Origin of the sequence: Luteimonas salinilitoris (assembly GCF_041300785.1) — a bacterium.
Lineage (GTDB): Bacteria > Pseudomonadota > Gammaproteobacteria > Xanthomonadales > Xanthomonadaceae > Luteimonas > Luteimonas salinilitoris.
On record NZ_JBFWIB010000002.1, the window covers coordinates 109,450 to 127,357 of the forward strand.

The 17,908-nt window shown below is 69.0% G+C and carries 12 protein-coding genes; 4 read left to right on the forward strand and 8 right to left on the reverse strand.

The features are described 5' to 3' along the window. The 3 genes from AB5T46_RS03845 (at position 1) to AB5T46_RS03855 (ending at position 3,476) form a co-directional block, all read left to right on the forward strand. The gene (locus tag AB5T46_RS03845) at positions 1-1,317 is read left to right on the forward strand and encodes an alpha/beta hydrolase-fold protein (RefSeq protein ID WP_370562541.1); all 1,317 of its coding nucleotides are present in this window, start codon (positions 1-3) and stop codon (positions 1,315-1,317) included. 120 nt (positions 1,318-1,437) lie between these two features. Beyond that, the gene (locus AB5T46_RS03850) at positions 1,438-2,400 is read left to right on the forward strand and encodes a GlxA family transcriptional regulator (RefSeq protein ID WP_370562542.1); all 963 of its coding nucleotides are present in this window, start codon (positions 1,438-1,440) and stop codon (positions 2,398-2,400) included. 95 nt (positions 2,401-2,495) lie between these two features. Beyond that, positions 2,496-3,476: a DJ-1/PfpI family protein gene (locus AB5T46_RS03855; RefSeq protein WP_370562543.1), complete on the forward strand. Its 981-nt coding sequence runs from the start codon at positions 2,496-2,498 to the stop codon at positions 3,474-3,476. A gap of 107 nt (positions 3,477-3,583) precedes the next feature. On the opposite strand, the gene AB5T46_RS03860 is transcribed toward AB5T46_RS03855, so the two are convergent. After that, positions 3,584-4,933: a dihydrolipoyl dehydrogenase family protein gene (locus AB5T46_RS03860; RefSeq protein ID WP_370562544.1), complete on the reverse strand. Its 1,350-nt coding sequence runs from the start codon at positions 4,931-4,933 to the stop codon at positions 3,584-3,586. Between the two features lie 473 nt (positions 4,934-5,406). Here AB5T46_RS03860 and AB5T46_RS03865 point away from each other — a divergent pair, with 473 nt between their 5' ends. Next, positions 5,407-7,062, forward strand: a complete 1,656-nt coding sequence (locus AB5T46_RS03865) for a peptide-N4-asparagine amidase (protein ID WP_370562545.1) — start codon at positions 5,407-5,409, stop codon at positions 7,060-7,062. Between the two features lie 158 nt (positions 7,063-7,220). On the opposite strand, the gene AB5T46_RS03870 is transcribed toward AB5T46_RS03865, so the two are convergent. The 7 genes from AB5T46_RS03870 to AB5T46_RS03900 all read right to left on the reverse strand — a co-directional run bounded on the left by AB5T46_RS03870 (position 7,221) and on the right by AB5T46_RS03900 (position 17,879). Beyond that, positions 7,221-9,851 carry a penicillin acylase family protein gene (locus AB5T46_RS03870; RefSeq protein ID WP_370562546.1) on the reverse strand — a complete coding sequence of 877 codons (2,631 nt, stop codon included), beginning with the start codon at positions 9,849-9,851 and terminating at the stop codon, positions 7,221-7,223. Between the two features lie 115 nt (positions 9,852-9,966). Next, positions 9,967-10,638, reverse strand: coding sequence for a thiopurine S-methyltransferase (locus tag AB5T46_RS03875; protein ID WP_370562547.1), 672 nt, complete (start codon positions 10,636-10,638; stop codon positions 9,967-9,969). Positions 10,639-10,985: 347 nt separating this feature from the next. Further along, positions 10,986-13,232, reverse strand: a complete 2,247-nt coding sequence (gene parC, locus AB5T46_RS03880; protein ID WP_370562548.1) for a DNA topoisomerase IV subunit A — start codon at positions 13,230-13,232, stop codon at positions 10,986-10,988. A 209-nt stretch (positions 13,233-13,441) separates the two neighbouring features. Further along, positions 13,442-15,121, reverse strand: coding sequence for a thiol reductant ABC exporter subunit CydC (cydC, locus tag AB5T46_RS03885; RefSeq protein ID WP_370562549.1), 1,680 nt, complete (start codon positions 15,119-15,121; stop codon positions 13,442-13,444). Then, the gene (cydD, locus tag AB5T46_RS03890; protein ID WP_370562550.1) at positions 15,118-16,926 is read right to left on the reverse strand and encodes a thiol reductant ABC exporter subunit CydD; all 1,809 of its coding nucleotides are present in this window, start codon (positions 16,924-16,926) and stop codon (positions 15,118-15,120) included. The genes cydC and cydD overlap by 4 nt, the downstream gene beginning before the upstream one ends. A 149-nt stretch (positions 16,927-17,075) precedes the next feature. Continuing rightward, positions 17,076-17,420, reverse strand: a complete 345-nt coding sequence (locus AB5T46_RS03895; RefSeq protein ID WP_370562551.1) for a hypothetical protein — start codon at positions 17,418-17,420, stop codon at positions 17,076-17,078. Positions 17,421-17,486: 66 nt separating this feature from the next. Next, complete coding sequence (locus AB5T46_RS03900) at positions 17,487-17,879, reverse strand: VOC family protein (RefSeq protein ID WP_370562552.1); 393 nt, start codon at positions 17,877-17,879, stop codon at positions 17,487-17,489. Positions 17,880-17,908 lie beyond the last annotated feature (29 nt).

A 17,908-nucleotide genomic window follows, 5' to 3' on the forward strand; every position in this document is an offset into this window, starting at 1 on the left:
ATGATGGTGCTGCCCTATGGCGACAAGGCGAGACTCGATGTCAAACGGCCGCGTTGGGCGAAAATCGGGCGCCCCTCGCAATCCGTCGCCCTGCGTGCCGGAGATCACTCGACTGCCCCATCGATAAAGGAGGTTCTGATGAGATACGGCTGCTTGTTCTGCGTCGCGTTGCTTTGGGTCTTCGGTAGCTCGGCCGCACATGCGGAGAGCGGCGAACCGTCACCCTATATCGTCGCGGACGTGTTCGTGATTCATTCGAACGTCCTCGACGAGGATCGCCGGATCTTCATCTACAATCCCGACCATGTCGGCGGAAATGTGCTTCCGGCGTATCCCGTTCTCTACCTGCTTGAAGAGAACGACATGCCGATGGTCGCTGGCACGGTCAAATACCTGTCTTCGTACAACGAACAGCTTCCCGCGATGCTGGTCGTCGGCATCGACGGCGGTGGGCAACGCATCAGGGATCTGACCCCGACCCACTCGCTGTACGACAATCACGGCAACCTCGACGCCGATCCGGACTCTTGGTTGCGGCCCAGCGGCGGCGCCGAGAAGTTCCTGCGGTTCGTCAAGGAGGAGGTCATGCCCTTCGTCGAACGGAAATATCGGACCGCCCCGTTCAAGATCATCGCCGGCCATTCTGTCGGTGGGCTGGCAACGATCCATGCGCTCACCGCGCATCCCGACATGTTCAACGCCTACCTGGCCGTCAGTCCCTCGCTCTGGTGGGACAAAGGTGCTTACCTGCGATCGGCGGCCCAGCACCTGCCCACATCGGGGCCGGACAAGGAATTCCTGTTCATCGCGGACTCTCCCGAGACGGGGCACTTTTCGATGTACATGAAGAGCTTTCTCGACGCTCTCGAGGCGAAAACGTCCCCAAGCTTCCAGTGGGCGCACATGTTCTACTCGAACGAGACCCATGGAAGCGTTGCTGCAAAGGCGTACTACGATGGGCTCCGCTTTCTCTATCCGCAGTGGAACGTCCCGGAGGAAAATCGCTCGGCAGCGTCGATCAGGAGCCACTATGCCGCTCTGTCCGATCGCCTGGGATACGACGTCCAGCCGCCGTTCGGCCTGGTCAGTGGCTGGGCCGGCAGCTTCCTGCGCCAGGGAATGATCGACGACGCAATCGAAACCTCTCGAATCAACGTCAGCAATTTCCCAACCAATGCGCGGGCGCACAGCGATCTCGGCGACGCCTATCTCCGCAAGGGCGATCGGGCTGTCGCAATCGCGAGCTATGCAAAGGCCGTCGAGCTCGCGCCGGACAACGAGAGCATGAAAGCGAAACTCGCGGCGGCGGTGAAGTGATCTGATGCACGAAGAGCCTCAAGGATAAGGTCGGCGCGCCCGAGCGAAACCTCGCGCCTTGTGCCCTCTATTCAAGTGACTGGCGCCGCCATGCACATTCCTCCCCCCCGCACCATCTGCATGCTGGTCTATGCGGGCGCGCAATCGCTGGACATCAGCGGCCCGCTCGAGGTTTTCGCCCTGGCAAGCCGCCAGGCGCAGGAAGACGCGCCCGGCATTGAGCCGCTCTATCGCTTGCATCTCCTGTCCGTGGACACTCAGCCGGCGGTCCTGGCATCGGGCCTGCGCCTGCTGCCCGACACCGCGTATGCCGACATGCCGAAAGGCACCGATACCCTGCTGGTGTGCGGAGGCATGGGCGATTCGCTGGACATCGTACGGTCCGATCGCAAGCTGGTGCAGTGGTTGCGAGCGGCGGCGGGGCAGGTGCGGAGGGTCGCCTCGGTCTGCAGCGGCGCCCTGTTGCTGGCCGAGGCCGGCGTCCTCGACGATCGCCAGGCGACGACGCACTGGAGCGACGTACATGAACTCCGCCAGCGCTATCCCCGGGTGCGGGTGCAGGCGGACGCCATCTACACCCGCGATGGAGGTATCTGGACCTCGGCCGGGATCACCGCAGGCATGGACCTGGCCTTGGCCATGGTCGCCGCGGACCATGGCCAGGCCCTGGCGCTGAAGGTGGCCAAGCGGATGGTCATGGCGAGCAAGCGGTCCGGAGGACAAAGCCAGTTCAGCGATCAGCTGCAGGCATTGGACCTGCGCGACCAGTTCGCCCAGCTGGAGGCGTGGATCCGCGAAAACCTGCGCCTGCGCCTGGATGTGGAGCAACTGGCCCAGCGCCTGCACATGAGCCCGCGGCAGTTCACCCGCAGGTTCAGCGCCGTGTTCTCCGCGACGCCGCAGAAGTACGTGGAGCAGCTGCGCATCGAGGCGGCCAAGCCGCTGCTGGAAAGCTCCCGCAAGGATATCCGGCGAATCGCCACCGAATGCGGTTTTGGCTCCGCCGAGGCCATGCGGCGAGCGTTCGCACGCCGGCTGGGCGTCTCTCCCAGCGACTACCGGGCTCGCTTCGGCGCGGCGTGAGATGTCCTGATCGGCGCGCCCGATGTCCGCATCCGTGCGCTGGTCTCGGCTACCTTTTCCCGCCTGACCCGGGGGGAATGCATATGCGCCAGGTAATGATCAAACTCACGTACGTCCTGCTTGGCCTATTGTCCTGTCCTGCGCTGGCCGCGCATGCGCCGCATACGCAGCCGGAAGTGCGCGTGGGCATCGTCCTGTTCGATGGCGTGCAGATCATCGACTTCGCCGGGCCCTACGAGGTCTTCGGCGCCGCCGGCTTTGGTGTGGTGACCCTCTCCCACGACGGCAATCCCGTCACCACGGCGATGGGGCTGACGGTGACGCCGGATGCCGGTTTCGCCGACGCCCCGCCCTTCGACGTACTGCTGGTCCCCGGCGGCGATGTCCACGAGGCGGAACGCGATCCGCAGGTGCTTTCATTCATCCGCGCGCGCGCGCCCAGCAGCCGACATGTCCTTTCCGTCTGCACCGGCGCCTTCGTCCTGGCCGGAGCAGGCCTGCTCGACGGCCTCGAGGCCACTACGTTCACCCCGCGCATCGACGAGTTCGCCAGCCGCTATCCGTCGGTCGACGTGATCAAGGATGTCCGCTGGGCCGACAGCGGCCGCATCGTCACCTCGGCCGGCCTGTCATCGGGGCTGGATGCGGCGCTGCACATCGTCGCCCGGGCGCAAGGGACGGAGCGGGCGCGGTCCGTTGCCATGCACCTCGAGTACGACTGGAAACCGGACGGAGGCTTCGTCCGCTCGCGCATGGTCGACCGCTATGTGCCCCGGTCGCTGGAAGCGGCGGTCGACTGGCCCGAGGACCTCGTCATGCACAAGGACATCTCCGTCGGCGACGAGCAGCAGTGGCGCATGCGCTTCGATGTCACCTCCGCCACGCCGGCCGACGACCTGCTGCAGCGCATCGCCGCGGGAATGGATCGCGCGCCAGATTGGTCGCGAGAGCCTCGTGCGAATCGCTGGACCAGTCACCAGGAAGGGCGTCGCGTGGCGCTCTTGCTGGAGACGACGCCGGGAACCAGCGCGCAGGACTATCAGCTGGAACTGCGCGTGCACGCAGAGGAAGATTGATCCGATCCATCGTGCTGCCCGTTCCTGAACCGCGAGTTCCTGGACGTGGCCATGCGCATGGACGCCAGCCGCAAGATGGTCGGCGCCGGCGGCGACCCGTCGAGCCGTCATTCGACCATGTACGCGATGTCCGATGCGCCCGTCGGGTAGGCAAACATCGTCGCCGCCAGTTGGCTTGCGGTGATCCCGTGGCGAATGGCGAGCGCGAATACGTTGATCACCTCATCGGCATGCGGGCCGACGAGGTGCGCGCCGAGCACGCGTCCGCTGTCCTCTTCGATCAGCACCTTGTGGCCGTACACCGGTTCGGCGGCCTGCCTCGAGGTGAACCAACCGGAGGCGTTCCGGCGGTTGACCCGGAACGCGAGCCCCTGCCGCCCGGCCTCGGCCTCGGTCAATCCGACCGCGGCAATGGGCGGAACCGTGAACGCCACGCTGGGCACGCCCGTGTAGTCGGGCCTGGCGTGATTGCCCTGCAACAGGTTCGCGGCCACCACCTTGGCGTCGTGGCCGGATACCGGCGTCAGTGGCGGTCCCACCCGGGCGGAGTCGCCGGCGGCATAGACCGCGGGGTTGGAGACGCTCTGCAGATGCTCGTTCAGCTCGAGCCGTCCCCTGTCGTGCTTCACCCCGGCGGTTTCCAGGTCGAGCGCTTCGAGCGCCGGCGTGCGGCCCGCGGCATGGACCACCAGATTGGCGTCGAACGTCGCCTTGCCTGCCGCCCCCGATGCGCTGACGCGAAACCCGGTTGCGGTTTTCTCGACCGCCTCGACCGTCATCCCGGTGCGGACCTCGATGCCGAGTTCCCCGAACTTCTCCATCAGCCAGTCGACGAGTTCGGGCTCGAAGCGGGTGAGGATCCTTTCGCCGTGCTGCAGGATCGTGACCCCGGAGCCGGCCCGTGCAGCGAGATGGGAGAACTCGGCGGCGATGTAGCCGCCACCCACGAGCACGATCCGTCCGGGCAGGTCGTCGAGCTCGAGGAAGCCTTCGTTGGTGACCAGGTACTCCTCGCCCGGAATGCCCAGCTTGCGGGCCTCGGCGCCTGCCGCGATCAGGATGTGCCCGGCCTCGAGCGTTTCGCCATCGACATCGATCGTGTTCGGGCCGGTGAACCTGGCCTTCCCGCGAAAGACATCGATGTCCTTGTCGGCGTAATGGGCCTCGTGCTGGGCGGGAACGGGGTCGGTAAAGCCGCGCTTGAACGCCATGAGGCCCGGCCAGTCGATCCCCACGTCCCCGGTGACGCCCTTGTCGCGCATGCGCCGCACGTGGTCGATCGCGCTGGCGCCGCCTACCAGCACTTTCTTGGGGTCGCACCCGCGCAGGGTGCAGGTGCCGCCGAAGGGGCGGAAGTCGATGACGGCAACGCTCCAGCCGGCGGCCCGGACGCGCGTGGCGACCACCCTGGCGGCGGTGCCCGTGCCGATGACGACGAGCCTGTAGTGCTGTGCCATCCTCTTCTCCCTGATCGAGCCGGATGCCGCGATACGCTATCACTGTGGCTGTGCAGGGCGCAGTGATCGGCGTGGGCCGATTCTGGCTCCGCGTTGCCGCCTCGGTGCGCAGGCGAGCGTGGACTCGCAAAGATCGCGTCCGCGTCTTCGCCTATTCGGCAAGGTGATCCAGTCCTACACGTGCGTGCTGCTAGGGTGCACCGCGCAGCATGGCCGAGGGGCAGATCATGAAGATCACGTCGCATGCGCAGCGCAGTCTCGCGACAATTGGGTTGCTGGCAACGATCGCGCTAGGCGTCCACGCCGCCGATAGCGGCCCTTCGGCAGCCGCGAACGCGAACCCGCCCATCGGCTCGCGAGACACCGTGCTCGCAGGGCCGAAGGTTCCGCGGCCCTCGGGCACGCCGTGCGTGCTCGAGTTGTTCCGGGACATCGAATTGGACAGCACCGGTCGTCCCTGGTTCGGTGAAGAAATGTCGTTTCCTTATGTGCCGCCGGTGGGCTGCTCCGGCCCCTGGGCCAAGGTGATCCTGAAGGTGGCGTTCTACAACGCCGATCCTCATAGCTATCTCGACGGCATCACGTTCGCGTACATTTCCATCGATGGCGTGCCGCTCTACAGCGGCGGCGGCCAGGACAATGACGTGCCGACCCATTGGCGCGTCGAGCGCGACGTCACCGACTACAGCGCGATCCTGCGCGCGGCGGGCACCGGCGTGCTGGAGATCAAGGGATCGCCGCGCTACCTCCCGAGGTTCAACTCGCCTTACTACGCATCCGCGACGCTGCTGTTCTACCCGGCCAATGCCGAAAATCGCGCGCGCCGCGTGCCCGACGCGGTCTATCCGCTCACCACGGCTGGCTGGCAGGATGTGCGCACGCCGGACGAGCGTATCGACACGTCGTTCACGCTCCCGCGCAATGTCGAGCGCGCCTACCTGGACGTGATGGCGCACCCGCGCTACAGAGACGACGTAATCCCTTACGTCAACTACGGCAACGATCTGTTCTGGTTCACCTGCATGCCGGACGGCACGATGGAGGCGTTCCCGGAACTGACCAGCCGCTTGGCGATCGGCGCCAAGCGACTCGGCCTCGACGGCTGGGAGCCGCCGCAGGGATGCCGCGGCGGTAGCTTTCGCGAAGTCCAGGTGAGCATCGATGGGCAACCGGCGGGTATCGCGCCGGTCTTCCCGCGGGTCTATCCCCAGTTCAATGCGGTGTGGGGTTCGGCGCCGCTGTTCCAGCCGGCGCCTGCGCCACAGGTGCTGAACTTCATGCCGTATCGCGTCGATCTGACGCCGTTCGCAGGGCTGCTCAGCGACGGTGCGCCGCATACCGTGACCCTCGCCGTCGCCAGCGGCGGCAGCATCGTCGATTTCCATCTGTCGGGCACGCTGCTGGTCTATCGGGACGCCGGGACCGCGCAGATCGTCGGCCAGGTGACCCGCAACACGTTGTCCGGCCAGCCGCCGGCGCCCACGGTCACCAGCACGCTCGCGCGCAACGCGACGGGCGAGGTCAGCGGCGAGGTCCGCACCACCTCCTCGCGCAGCTATGCGATCGAAGGCTATATCGACACGTCGCGCGGCCGCATCCGCAGCACGGTCGAGCGCAGCGTCCGCTTCAAGAACCTGTTGGCGCCTTATGCCTACGACGCTCCCGATGACGACGCGGATGCGTACCGCCTGGGCGTCGACCTGAAGAGCACCGTGAGCGGAACCAGCCGGCGCTACCTGGGCGACGATCTGATCGCCGAGGATCGGGAATACGTGAGCTATCCGCTGATGCTGGCGTACCGCTACCTCTCGGCGGACCTGCAGCAGGCGTTCGTGCAGCGGACCGAACGTCGGCGGCCGGGCGTCACCCGCTACTACACGCGCCTCGATCATGAGGTCGACCTGGCATATGCCCCCGACTACTCCGGCGCGGACGCCCGGTGGCAGGGCTACCAGCACTATCTGTTCCGCGACTCGTATTCCAGCTGCTATCGGACCGACCTGGCGACGCAGGACGGCATGCTGACCGACTATCAGCAAGGCATCGACTGCCCTGGCGGCGTCAACCGCTTGTACTGGGCGTCGCATCCGGACGGTTCACCGGACGGACTGGGCTGGGCGGAGCGCTGAGCAGCTGCGCGTGCACGCAGAGGAAGACTGATCCGATCCATCGTGCTGCACGGTTTTGCGATCCGACCGGCCAGATGCCTCGCCGGTCTGCCGGACGGCCCATGCAAGGGCCGATATCGGGCACGCGCCAGCCGTGACGTCGGACCTCAGGAGCAGGCTCACTTCTCCGTCGGCGCTGCGGGTCGAAGGCGGACCGAATGCAATGCCTCGCCCGGCAGAAACGGCATCGACGTTCCCTCCACCCAGTCCCCATGCCCCGCGCCCCAGAACGGCGACAGCGGGTGTCCGCTTTGCCCGCCCGGCATGTGCGCGATGCCGTCTTCCTCATGGCTGGGCGAGACCACCATGCGTTCCGACGCGCCGGAGGCGGGGCTCTGCACGCGCGGCATGTTGCCGTCGCCGGGCAGCGGGTCGGGCGGCATGCACAGCAGGCGCTTGCCGAGGAGCGGGATGGCGCCGGCCAGCGGGTGGCAGATGGCGGCGGTGTTGCGTTCGCCCCAGGTACGTTCGTCAATAGGGCCCTTGGTTGCGAGTTCGTCGCGCACTTCGGCGGCGGCATCCTCGAGCAGGGCGGTCCAGGTGTCGTAGCCGCGCGGCAGCAGGTGCACGGGGCGTTGCTGCAGCAGCGGCCAGACCACGCCTTCGAACTGGTTGAGCGCGGGCATCTCGAAATCGTCGCCGAGCGCGGCCCGCGCGGGTGCGGTGAGGCCGTCGACGATGCGATCGTGCACGGCCAGGCGCCAGGCGCGGACGATCCGGTAGCTCACCGAATCGGTGCTGGCACGGCCTTGCCAGTCCTGCGGGGCCTCGGCGAGCGCGCGCAGGGCGGAGGCATCTTCCGCTTCGGCGGCGGCGCTGCGCAGCAGTCGCCGCCATCCCTCGAGCAGCACGGCGCGATCGTCGAGCTGGATGGCGAGCAGGTCCCGTTCGGTGAAGCGGTCGCGCATGGCCAGGCCTTCGCGGATCTGGTAGGCGCGGATGCCGAGGGCATAGCCCGCATCGCCGACGCGCTGCAGGGCCTTGCCATCGACGACGCGGCTGTTGGCCGTCCAGAGGCGGTCGGCGGTGGGGGAGGCGAGCAAGGGGCTGGCGGCGGTGGTGATGGACCAGAGCGGGCAGGGTGGGTCGCTGGACGCGCGGGTTGCCGCCGTCCGCCCCCGGGTCGAGTCCGGGGCGGGCGTTTCGGGCACCTTCCCTCGTTGCGCGGGGAAAGGAAGGGCCGGATCGCAGTTCGGGTCGCGCTGCGGGATGGGGCCGAGCAGGCGCCAGGCGATGCGGCCGTTGCGGTCCGCGATCAGCAGGTTCTGGGTGGGGATGGCGATGCGGTCGGCGGCGGTGAGCGCGGCATCGAGATTGCCGGCGTAGGCGAGGTCGAACAGGCCGAGGTTGAGCGCGCCGGGCAGGTGCGCCACCCAGCGCAGGGCCAGGGCGGTACCGTCGGGTTCGCGGTGCAGGATCGGACCCCACTCGGTTTCGTCCACGGAGAAGGCGACGGGTTCGGCGCCGGCCACGGCGATGGTTTCCTCGTGCTTGGTCACGCGGTCGCAGGCGGCCTGCGCGGCGCCTTCGGCGCAGGGATGCACGCGGCGCCAGTCGAGGGTGTCGATGTAGCTGTTGGTGTAGCCCCAGGCGACATGGGTGTTGCTGCCGACCACCACCGCCGGCAGCCCGGGCAGGGTGAAGCCGCTGACGTCGACCTGGCCGCCGGGAGCGCGTGGGTCCGGGTAGCGCAGGCGGACACGGAACCAGATGTTGGGCGCGCGCAGGCCCAGGTGCATGTCGTTGGCGACGATGGCGCGGCCGTCTGCGGTGAGGCTGCGGGCCACGGCGAAGTTGTTGCTGCCCGGGGTGATGTCGGCGGCGGGCGGGTATGCGGGCCGATCGAAGATGGAAGCGAGGGGTTTGGGAGGGGAATGCCGGAGCGTTGGGACAATGGATTCCAGCGTTCGCTGGGATGACGGTGTGGGGGATGACGGGTTGCGGCGGGAGTGGCCGTCGGACGAAAGAGCGGGGAGCGAGCGGTTGCGGACCGATGAATCGTGCGACGCCGTCTGCCGGGAGCCGTCGGGTGCGGGAAGGGTGCGGAGGTCGACTTCGTCGGCGGCAGGGAGGGTGGCGTCGCCGCGCGATTCGCCAACCAGCGGCGCGTCCCAGCGCGTGCCGTCGTGGGTCAGGAGGTCGTACAGCGCGGGCGGCAGGTGCGGGCGGAGTTTCGACAGCGCCAGTTCGCGCTTGTTCTCGGCGTCTTGCAGGTCGAAATACATGGCGAAGCCGGCGAGGGCGGAGTCGGCCGGCGTCCACGGCTGCGGTGGCTGGCCGAGCAGCAGGTAAGGCCAGGGCCGCACGCGCAGGGCCTCGCGGCCGGCGTTGACGCCGTCGGCATAGGCCTGCAGCTGCGGCAGGCGCTCGCCGGCGATCTCGGTGAGGTCGGCCTCCACCCGCGTGCGCATGCGGTGCACGCGGTGCCTGCGATCGGCGTCCACGGCGACCGAACCGAACAGTGCGGCGAGTTCGCCGGCGGCGGTGCGGCGCATCAGGTCCATCTCGAAGTAGCGTTCCTGCGCATGCACGTAGCCGAGCGCGCGAATGGCGTCGGTTTCGCTGGCGGCGTCGATGGTGACGACGCCGAGCGCGTCGCGCGTCATCGAGACCGGCGCGGAAAGGCCGTGCAGGGCCACGTCGCCGTCGAGCGTGGGCAGGCTGCCGCGCAGCAGCCACCAGGCGGTGAGCGACGCGATCACAACCAGCAACACGACAAGCAGCGTCAAGCGTTTCAGCCAACGAAGCATTGCGGTCTTTCCCCCGGAGTTGCGCCGATTGTAGGCGCGATGCAGGCAGTCGCGGCAATGCGGACCATCAGTCGCGACTCCCGGCAGAGGTAGATCGCTGCTGCGCTCAGGGCGGTCAAGCGGCTGCGAGGTCTCGGCGCTGCAGGGCGTAGGCAACGGTGGACAGGGCGGTGATGCCCTCGGCGGCGAAGCCGGGTTCGCGATCGAGGATGTCGCGGCGCTCGAGAACTTCGACGGTCCAGGCGGCCGCCAGGCCGGCGCGCACGTCGGCTTCGTCGACGGAGAACGGCGGGCCCTGTTTCTGGTGTTGCGGATATTCCAGCGTGACCAGCAGGCCGCGACAGCCGGGCGGCAGGCGCGCGTAGAGCTCGCGGAGGTAAGGCGTGCGCAGTTCGGGCGGCAGGGCGATCAGCGCGGCGCGGTCGAACACGGCCCGGCAGTCGGCGAGTGCGGCGGCGTCCAGGTCGAAGGCGTCGCCGCAGATAAGCTCGATGTCGCCGGCGCTGTAGTGGGTGCCGTAGCGGGTTTCGCGGATCTCCGGCGCGAGTGCGTGCTCGTCGAAGAACTGCTCGATCGCGAGACGGCTCAGTTCCACGCCGAGCACGCGATGGCCGCGCGCCGCCAGCCAGGCCATGTCGAGCGACTTGCCGGCCAGCGGCACGAACACGCGGCTGCCGGGCGCGGCGCTGACGGCATCCCAGTGCCGCTCCAGCAGCGGGGTGATGCGCTCCTGGTGGAAGCCGATGCGTCCTTCCTGCCAGCGTTGATGCCAGAAGTTTGGGTCCATGTCTGTCTCGCCTCCGTCCGTTCCTGTAGGAGCGGCTTCAGCCGCGACCCCGCAAATTCCGGCTTACCGTACCGCGACACGCAAGCTGTCCAGCGACTGCCGGCGATGCCGCCGGTCGCGGCTGAAGCCGCTCCTACAGGAGTTGGGGCGGCGCTGCTATTCCACCGCCAGGCCGTCGACCTTCTGCCGCGCCAGGCAGAACATAGGCAGCGCCGAAGGCAAACGCGCCGCCGCGCGTTGCGAAGGTGAGCTACGGTTCGACATGCAGCCCGTCCACCTTCTGCCGCGCCAGGCAGAACATAGGCAGCGCCGAAGGCGAACGCGCCGCCGCGCGTTGCGAAGGTGAACTACGGTTCGACATATAGCCCGTCCACCTTCTGCCAGCCCCTGGGCAGCAGCCCGCCGCGCTGGCCGCGGCTGCCCAGGTAATTCTCCAGGTCGCGGAACGACAGGCTCATCATGCGCGCTCCGGACCTCACCTGCAGGGTGCCGCCCGGCGGCACCACGGCCACCGCAACCACGCGTTCGGTGCCGCGCTTGGCCTTGGGGATCTCGATGATCTTGTTGCCCTTGCCGCGGTCGAGTTCCGGCAGTTCCGCGACCGGGAACGCCAGCAGATGCCCGGCGCTGGTGACCGTGACGACGCGGTCGGTCTCGACGTTGGCGACCGGCGCCGGCTGCACCACCCGCGATCCCGGCGACAGCGTGAGCATGGCCTTGCCGGCCTTCTGCCGGCCGACGAGGTTCTCGAAGCGGGTCACGAAGCCGTAGCCATGCGAGGACGCCAGCACGAAACGGGTGTCGGCCTCGCCGGTGGCCAGCGCCTGGAACGACGCGCCGGCGGCTGGCGAGAAGCGCCCGGTCAGCGGTTCGCCGTTGCCGCGCGCCGAGGGCAGGGTGTGCGCGGTGGTCGAATAGCTGCGGCCGGCGGAATCGAGGAACGCCACCGGCTGCGTGCTGCGGCCGCGCATCGCCGCCAGCAGCGCATCGCCCTCGCGGTAGGACAGCGTGGCGGCGTCGACGTCGTGGCCCTTGGCCGCGCGCACCCAGCCCTTCTCGCTCAGCACGATCGTCACCGGCTCGCTCGGCACCAGGTCGGTCTCGGCCAGGGCCTGTGCCGCCTCGCGCGCAACCAGCGGCGAGCGCCTGGCGTCGCCGAACTTCTTGGCGTCGGCCAGCAGCTCGTCCTTGATCAGCTTCTTCAGCTTGGCCTTGCTGCCGAGCGTGGAGATCAGGCGGTCGCGCTCGGCGTCGAGTTCGTCCTGCTCGCCGCGGATCTTCATTTCCTCCAGCCGTGCCAGTTGCCGCAGCCGGGTCTCGAGGATGTAGTCGACCTGCTCGTCGCTCAGCTTGAAGCGCTTCTGCAGCACCGGCCTGGGCTCGTCCTCGCTGCGGATGATGCGGATCACCTCGTCGAGGTTGAGGAACGCGACCAGCAGGCCCTCCAGCAGGTGCAGGCGGCGCTCGACCTTGTCCAGGCGGTGCTGCAGGCGCCGGGTGACGGTGTCGCTGCGGAACTGCAGCCACTCGGCCAGCAGGGTCTTGAGATTCTTGACCTGCGGGCGGCCGTCGAGGCCGATCACGTTGAAGTTGGCGCGGTAGCTCCTTTCCAGGTCGGTGATCACGAACAGGTGGCCCATCAGCTGCTCGGCGTCGACGCGGCTGGAGCGCGGCACCAGCACCACGCGCACCGGGTTGGCGTGGTCGGACTCGTCGCGGATGTCCTCCAGCCAGGGCAGCTTCTTGGCGCGCATCTGCGCGGCGATCTGCTCGATCACCTTGCTCGGCGAGACCTGGTGCGGCAGCGCGGTGATGACGATGTTCTGGTGTTCCTTCTTCCAGGTGGCGCGCGCGCGGATCGCGCCGTGGCCGGTCTCGTACAGCGCCAGCAGGTCGGCGGCCGGGGTGATGATCTCGGCGCTGGTCGGGTAGTCGGGGCCGCGCACGTGCTCGCACAGGTCGCGCACGCTGGCCTTGGGATCCTCGAGCAGGTGGATGCAGGCGCTGACCACCTCGTTGAGGTTGTGCGGCGGCAGGTCGGTGGCCATGCCGACCGCGATGCCGGTGGTGCCGTTGAGCAGCAGGTGCGGCAGGCGCGCCGGCATCCACGTCGGCTCTTCCAGGGTGCCGTCGAAGTTCGACGTCCAGTCGACCGTGCCGTGGGCCAGCTCGCCGAGCAGCACCTCGGCGATCGGGGTCAGGCGGGACTCGGTGTAGCGCATCGCCGCGAACGACTTCGGATCGTCGCTGGAGCCGAAGTTGCCCTGGCCGTCGACCAGCGGGTAGCGGTACGAGAACGGCTGCGCCATCAGCACCATCGCCTCGTAGCAGGCCGAATCGCCGTGCGGGTGGTACTTGCCGATCACGTCGCCGATGGTGCGCGCCGATTTCTTCGGCTTGGCGGCGGCGTTCAGGCCCAGCTCGCTCATCGCGTAGATGATCCGCCGCTGCACCGGCTTGAGGCCGTCGCCGATGAAGGGCAGGGCGCGGTCGAGGACCACGTACATCGAGTAGTCGAGGTAGGCGCGCTCGGCGTATTCGCGCAGCGGGATCTGCTCGAAGCCGTGGAAGGCGGTGCGGACGGTGTCGGTCATGTCGTGGCGGGGGCGCGAGATAGGCGGTGGCCAATTCTACCGGTCTGCTCCGACACAGCCGTACCCGCCTCGTAGGAGCGCGCCATGCGCGCGATACCGCGGGCATTTCGCCGCCCGCAAATTCTGGTGACGGGCGCACCTGCCGGTCCGGAATCGCGGCATCTACCGGATCCTGCCGGCACCCGCGGTATCGCGCGCATGGCGCGCTCCTACGGAGGCGGCAAGGGGTGCAGGCGGCCCGCCATCAGGCGGTAGTGCACATGCACCACGCCGTCCGGCAGGGCGTCGTGGCTGATCATCAGCAGGCTGCGCCCGGCGCAGGCGTCGGCGAGATCGCGCAGCAGGGCGTGCGCGGTGTCGGTGTCCAGGCCTTCGGTGGGCTCGTCGAGCAGCAGGACCGGGGCGTCGCGCAACAGTGCGCGTGCCAGCGCCAGGCGCCGCGATTGCCCGCCCGAGAGACTGCTGCCGCTCTCGCCGATCCAGGCGTCGAGCCGGCCGGGCAGGGCGCGGACCGCATCGTCCAGTCTCACCCGCCCCAGCGCGTCCCACAGGCGCGCGTCGTCGGCGCCGGGATCGCCCATGCGCAGGTTCTCGCGCACGCTGCCGGCGAACACCGGCGCATCCTGCGGCAGCCAGGCAACGTGCCGGTGCCAGTCCGCCTGCGCGGCCTGCCGCAGGTCGATGCCGCCGTAGCGGATGCGGCCGGCATCGGGATCGCGCAGGCGCAGCAGCAACGCCATCAGCGAGGACTTGCCGGCGCCGCTGTCGCCGGCGATGGCGATGCGCTGCCCCGGGACCAGCATCAGGTCGACGCTGTCGAGTACCCGCCGGGGCGCCGCGCCGCGCCAGGCGAAGCCCACGCTTTCCAGCCGCAGTGCGCCTACGGCCGGCAGCGTGACCGGGGCGTCCGGGTCGCGCACCGGCGGCGCGGCCCCGGCGATCGCGCGCAGCCGCTGCAGCGATGCGCGCGCGGCGCGCAGCGATTGCCAGGCCAGGCCGATGCCGGCGGCGGCCTCGAACAGGGCGATGCCGGCGAACAGCAGCGCAGCGGCGACCGGCGTGGAGATCTCGCCGGCGTGGTGCGCGCGCAGCAGCAGCCACAGCAAGGCCGGCAGCGCCAGCGCGACGATCGACGCGTGCAGCAGCGACGCCGCCGACAGCCGTCGTTGCAGCCGGCGTTCGCGATGCGCCAATGTTTGCGCGTGGGCGTCGATCGCGTCCATGCGGGCGTCGACCGCCGCCAGTGCGACCAGGTCGGCCGCGCCTTCCAGGCTTTCCTGCAGCGACTGCCGCAGTGCGGACCGCGATTCCGCACGGCGGCGCTCGGTGTCGCGTGCGCCGAGCGTCGCCGCCAGCGGCACCAGGCCGCCTAACGCCAGCGACACCAGCGCCATCCACGCGCCGACGGGCGGCAAGGCCGCCGCGCTCGCGGCCACGACCAGGACGGCCAGCGCCAGCAACGCGATCAGCGGGCCGAGCGCGCGCACCAGCAGGCCGTCGGCGGCGTCGATGTCGCCGACCAGCCGCGACAGCAGGTCGCCGATCCGTTCGCGCCCGAGTCCCAGCGGCGCCAGCGGCAGTGCACGGGCGAAGAACCACAGCCGCAGGTCGCGGGCCAGGCGCAGGGTGACGTCGTGGCCGAACAGCTTCTCGCCATAGCGCGACACGATCCGCGCGAAGGTCAGCGCGCGGATCCCGGCCGACGGCGCGAAGAAGTTGAACCCGGCCGCCAGCCCGCCGGCAAGCGCGGCGGCGGTGAGGAAGTGTCCGGCCAGCGCCAGCAGGCCGGTGCCGGCGGCGAGCGTGGTGAACAGCAGCAGCATCGCCAGTGCGATCGGCAGCGCGTGGCGGCGGAACACTTGCGCCAGGGTGGCGGCCGGCGCGTTCATTCCACGGTCTCCGGCATTGCCGGCAGCGGCAGCGCACGCGCAACGATGCGCAGCGCGGCCGGGCTGTGGGTGGCGATGATCAGCGTGCGGCCGCGCGCGTAGTCGGCGAGCGCGTCGAGCAACGCGCGTTCGGTGTCGGGATCGAGGAAGGCGGTGGGCTCGTCGAGCAGCAGCAGTCCGGGATCGCGCAGGTAGACGCGTGCCAGCGCGACCCGCCGCGCCTCGCCGCCGGACAGGCCGAAGCCGCGCTCGCCGATCACCGTGTCCAGCCCGTCCGGCAGATACGCGGCGAAACGCAGTACCTGGGCGGCATCGGCCGCGGCCTGCAGCTCGGCCGGGCTGGCGTCCGGTTTCGCCAGGCGCAGGTTGTCGGCGAGGCTGCCGTGGAACAGGAACGGCCGCTGCGGGGCGTAGCCGATCCGCGCCGCGGGCTCGATCCGCATCGTGCCGGCGGACGGCGGCAGCCAGCCGGCCAGGGTTTCCAGCAGCGTGCTCTTGCCGCAGCCGCTGGGGCCGGTGACGGCGACGTGTTCGCCGGGAGCGATCGTCAGGTCGAGCCCACGCAGCACGTCGCGGGCAGCGCCGACGTGCCGCAACGCCACGTCGCGAACGACGATTGCCGGAGCCCCCGCATTCCCCCCCTTTGAAAAAGGGGGGCTAGGGGTTGAGGTTTCTCCACGTTTCTCGGCGCTTGCCCTCCTCCTTTGAAAAAGGGGGAATGAGGGGAATTTGCTTTGGCTGCGGCTCTGCTGGGCGCCCAGCAAATCCCCCCAACCCCCCTTTTTCAAAGGGGGGCTTGACTGTTCGATCTCCTCCAGCGCCGCCAGCGCGCCGGCACGGTCGTGGTAGTGCGCGGCCAGCCGCCGCATCGGTGCATAGAATTCCGGTGCCAGCAGCAGGCAGAACAGGCCGATGCCGAGCGTCAGCGGTTCCGCGCGCAGGTCGATCATGCCCAGGTAGCTCAGTCCCAGGTACAGCGCGATCACCGCCACGCTGACCGAGGCGAAGAACTCCAGCACCGTCGACGACAGGAACGCGATCTGCAGCACCTTCAGGCTGCGCGCGCGCAGCGCCTCGGCGGCGTCATGGATGCCGGCCAGCTCGTCCTCGCCGCGGCCGTACACGCGGATCAGGCCGAGTCCGCGCAGGCGGTCGGCGAAATGCCCGCCCATCCGCGCCAGCGCCCGCAGCTGGCGGCGGCTGGCCGACTCCGCACTCCAGCCGACCAGCATCATGAAGAACGGGATCAACGGCAGGGTCAGCAGCAGCACCGCGCCGACGATCGCATCGGCATGGAACGCGGCGGCCAGCATCAGCAGCGGCACCGCGATGGATTCGACGCGTGCGGGCACGTAACCCGTGAAGTAGCCCTCCAGGGCGTCGATGTGGGTGCCGGTGAGTTCGCTCAACGCGCCGCTGCGCTGGCGCCGCAACCAGGGTACGCCCGCCGCGAACAGGCGCCGCGCCAGCGTACGCCGCAGCTGCGTGCGGATCGTCGCGACCGCGCCGTCGGCGAACTCGCGCGCGGCCCACCCCAGTCCCGCGCGCAGCATGCCGACGCCGAGCAGCACTCCGAGCGTCGGCAACAACGTGGCCGGATCGTGGCCGTCGACCAGCGCCCGTTGCACCGCGAACGCGATCAGCGCCGCCTGCGCGATCAGCAGCCAGCCGGCCAGCACGGTACAGGCGCCGGCCGCGCGCAGGCGGCCGCGCGCAGGCGCGCCCAGCGCGTCGAGGCGGCGGACCTGCGCGGCGCGCGAGGCCGAAGGTTGCGGCAGCGGTTCGGCCGCGAGGGTCTGGTCCATGGAAGGGCACGGAGAATGGGGCCCGCGGCGTCAGGCGATGCCGGGCCGCCGCGAGCCGCCATTGTACGGGCGCGGCGCATTCGTGCCCGCATTGCAATACCCCTCACGTAGGAGCGCGCATGGCGCGCTCCTACGTGAGGGGGAGCGAATCACCCGTCGCGGGCGGACGAGAGCATCAGCACGATCTGCATCTGCGCGTAGGCGAGATCCTCCGCGCTGAGGGTGGGATCGTTCACCCCATCGGCCTCGTTGCCGAAGGCCGACCAGAAGTCGGTATCGCGGGGATGGGCATCCTGCAATGCCGGGAGGTGGCGCGCCAGGCTGTCGAGGCGGCTATCGAGCTCTTTGCGGTTCATCGGCGAAGCGTGTCCGTGTTGTACGACGAATTGCCCGGTATCGACCGATCGCCGCGAGATCACATGGCGGCACGCTAGCGCGTCGCCCGCGGTGAACATGTGACGATGCGCGCCGGGATCGCGCGACAGCTGAAGCATTGATGCGGAATTCACCGACGTAATTGCGGACCGGCATGGGAGTGGACTTCATCTCGATCGGATCGCTTACGGCCGCTGGCCGCCGCTGCCGTAGGGGCGGGTGATGATTTCAAGGAGATGTCCGTTCAGGTCCTTGAAGTACAGCCCGCGACCGTCGTCGCGCGTGTTGATTTCGCCCTCCTTGCGTTGCGCCGGATCGGCCCAGTACGACAGCCCCTTCTCGCGAATGCGGCCGAGAATCTCGTCGAATTCCGGCTCGCCGACGAGGAACGCGTAGTGCTGCGTCGAGATCTCGCCTTGCTTGTCCGCGAAGTCGACGTTGACGCCGTTGTCGGTCGCGACGACCCGGAAAGGCCCGAACTCGCCCGGGGCGGGAAGCCCCAGCATCTCGGCCAGAAAGGCGGCGGATACGGCGCGGTCCCTGGACCAGACGATGGTGTGGTTGAAATCGATGGACATCGGCGTTGCCTTCTAGAAGTGCTGCATTC

Bases quoted from the DNA above. Each gene is read 5' to 3' on its own strand.
- cydC (WP_370562549.1), bottom strand. From the start codon at position 15,121: ATGAACGCGCCGGCCGCCACCCTGGCGCAAGTGTTCCGCCGCCACGCG.
- cydD (WP_370562550.1), bottom strand. From the start codon at position 16,926: ATGGACCAGACCCTCGCGGCCGAACCGCTGCCGCAACCTTCGGCCTCG.
- AB5T46_RS03855 (WP_370562543.1), top strand. From the start codon at position 2,496: ATGATCAAACTCACGTACGTCCTGCTTGGCCTATTGTCCTGTCCTGCG.
- AB5T46_RS03860 (WP_370562544.1), bottom strand. From the start codon at position 4,933: ATGGCACAGCACTACAGGCTCGTCGTCATCGGCACGGGCACCGCCGCC.
- parC (WP_370562548.1), bottom strand. From the start codon at position 13,232: ATGACCGACACCGTCCGCACCGCCTTCCACGGCTTCGAGCAGATCCCG.
- AB5T46_RS03895 (WP_370562551.1), bottom strand. From the start codon at position 17,420: ATGCTTCAGCTGTCGCGCGATCCCGGCGCGCATCGTCACATGTTCACC.
- AB5T46_RS03845 (WP_370562541.1), top strand. From the start codon at position 1: ATGATGGTGCTGCCCTATGGCGACAAGGCGAGACTCGATGTCAAACGG.
- AB5T46_RS03875 (WP_370562547.1), bottom strand. From the start codon at position 10,638: ATGGACCCAAACTTCTGGCATCAACGCTGGCAGGAAGGACGCATCGGC.
- AB5T46_RS03850 (WP_370562542.1), top strand. From the start codon at position 1,438: ATGCTGGTCTATGCGGGCGCGCAATCGCTGGACATCAGCGGCCCGCTC.
- AB5T46_RS03865 (WP_370562545.1), top strand. From the start codon at position 5,407: ATGTCGTTTCCTTATGTGCCGCCGGTGGGCTGCTCCGGCCCCTGGGCC.
- AB5T46_RS03900 (WP_370562552.1), bottom strand. From the start codon at position 17,879: ATGTCCATCGATTTCAACCACACCATCGTCTGGTCCAGGGACCGCGCC.
- AB5T46_RS03870 (WP_370562546.1), bottom strand. From the start codon at position 9,851: ATGCTTCGTTGGCTGAAACGCTTGACGCTGCTTGTCGTGTTGCTGGTT.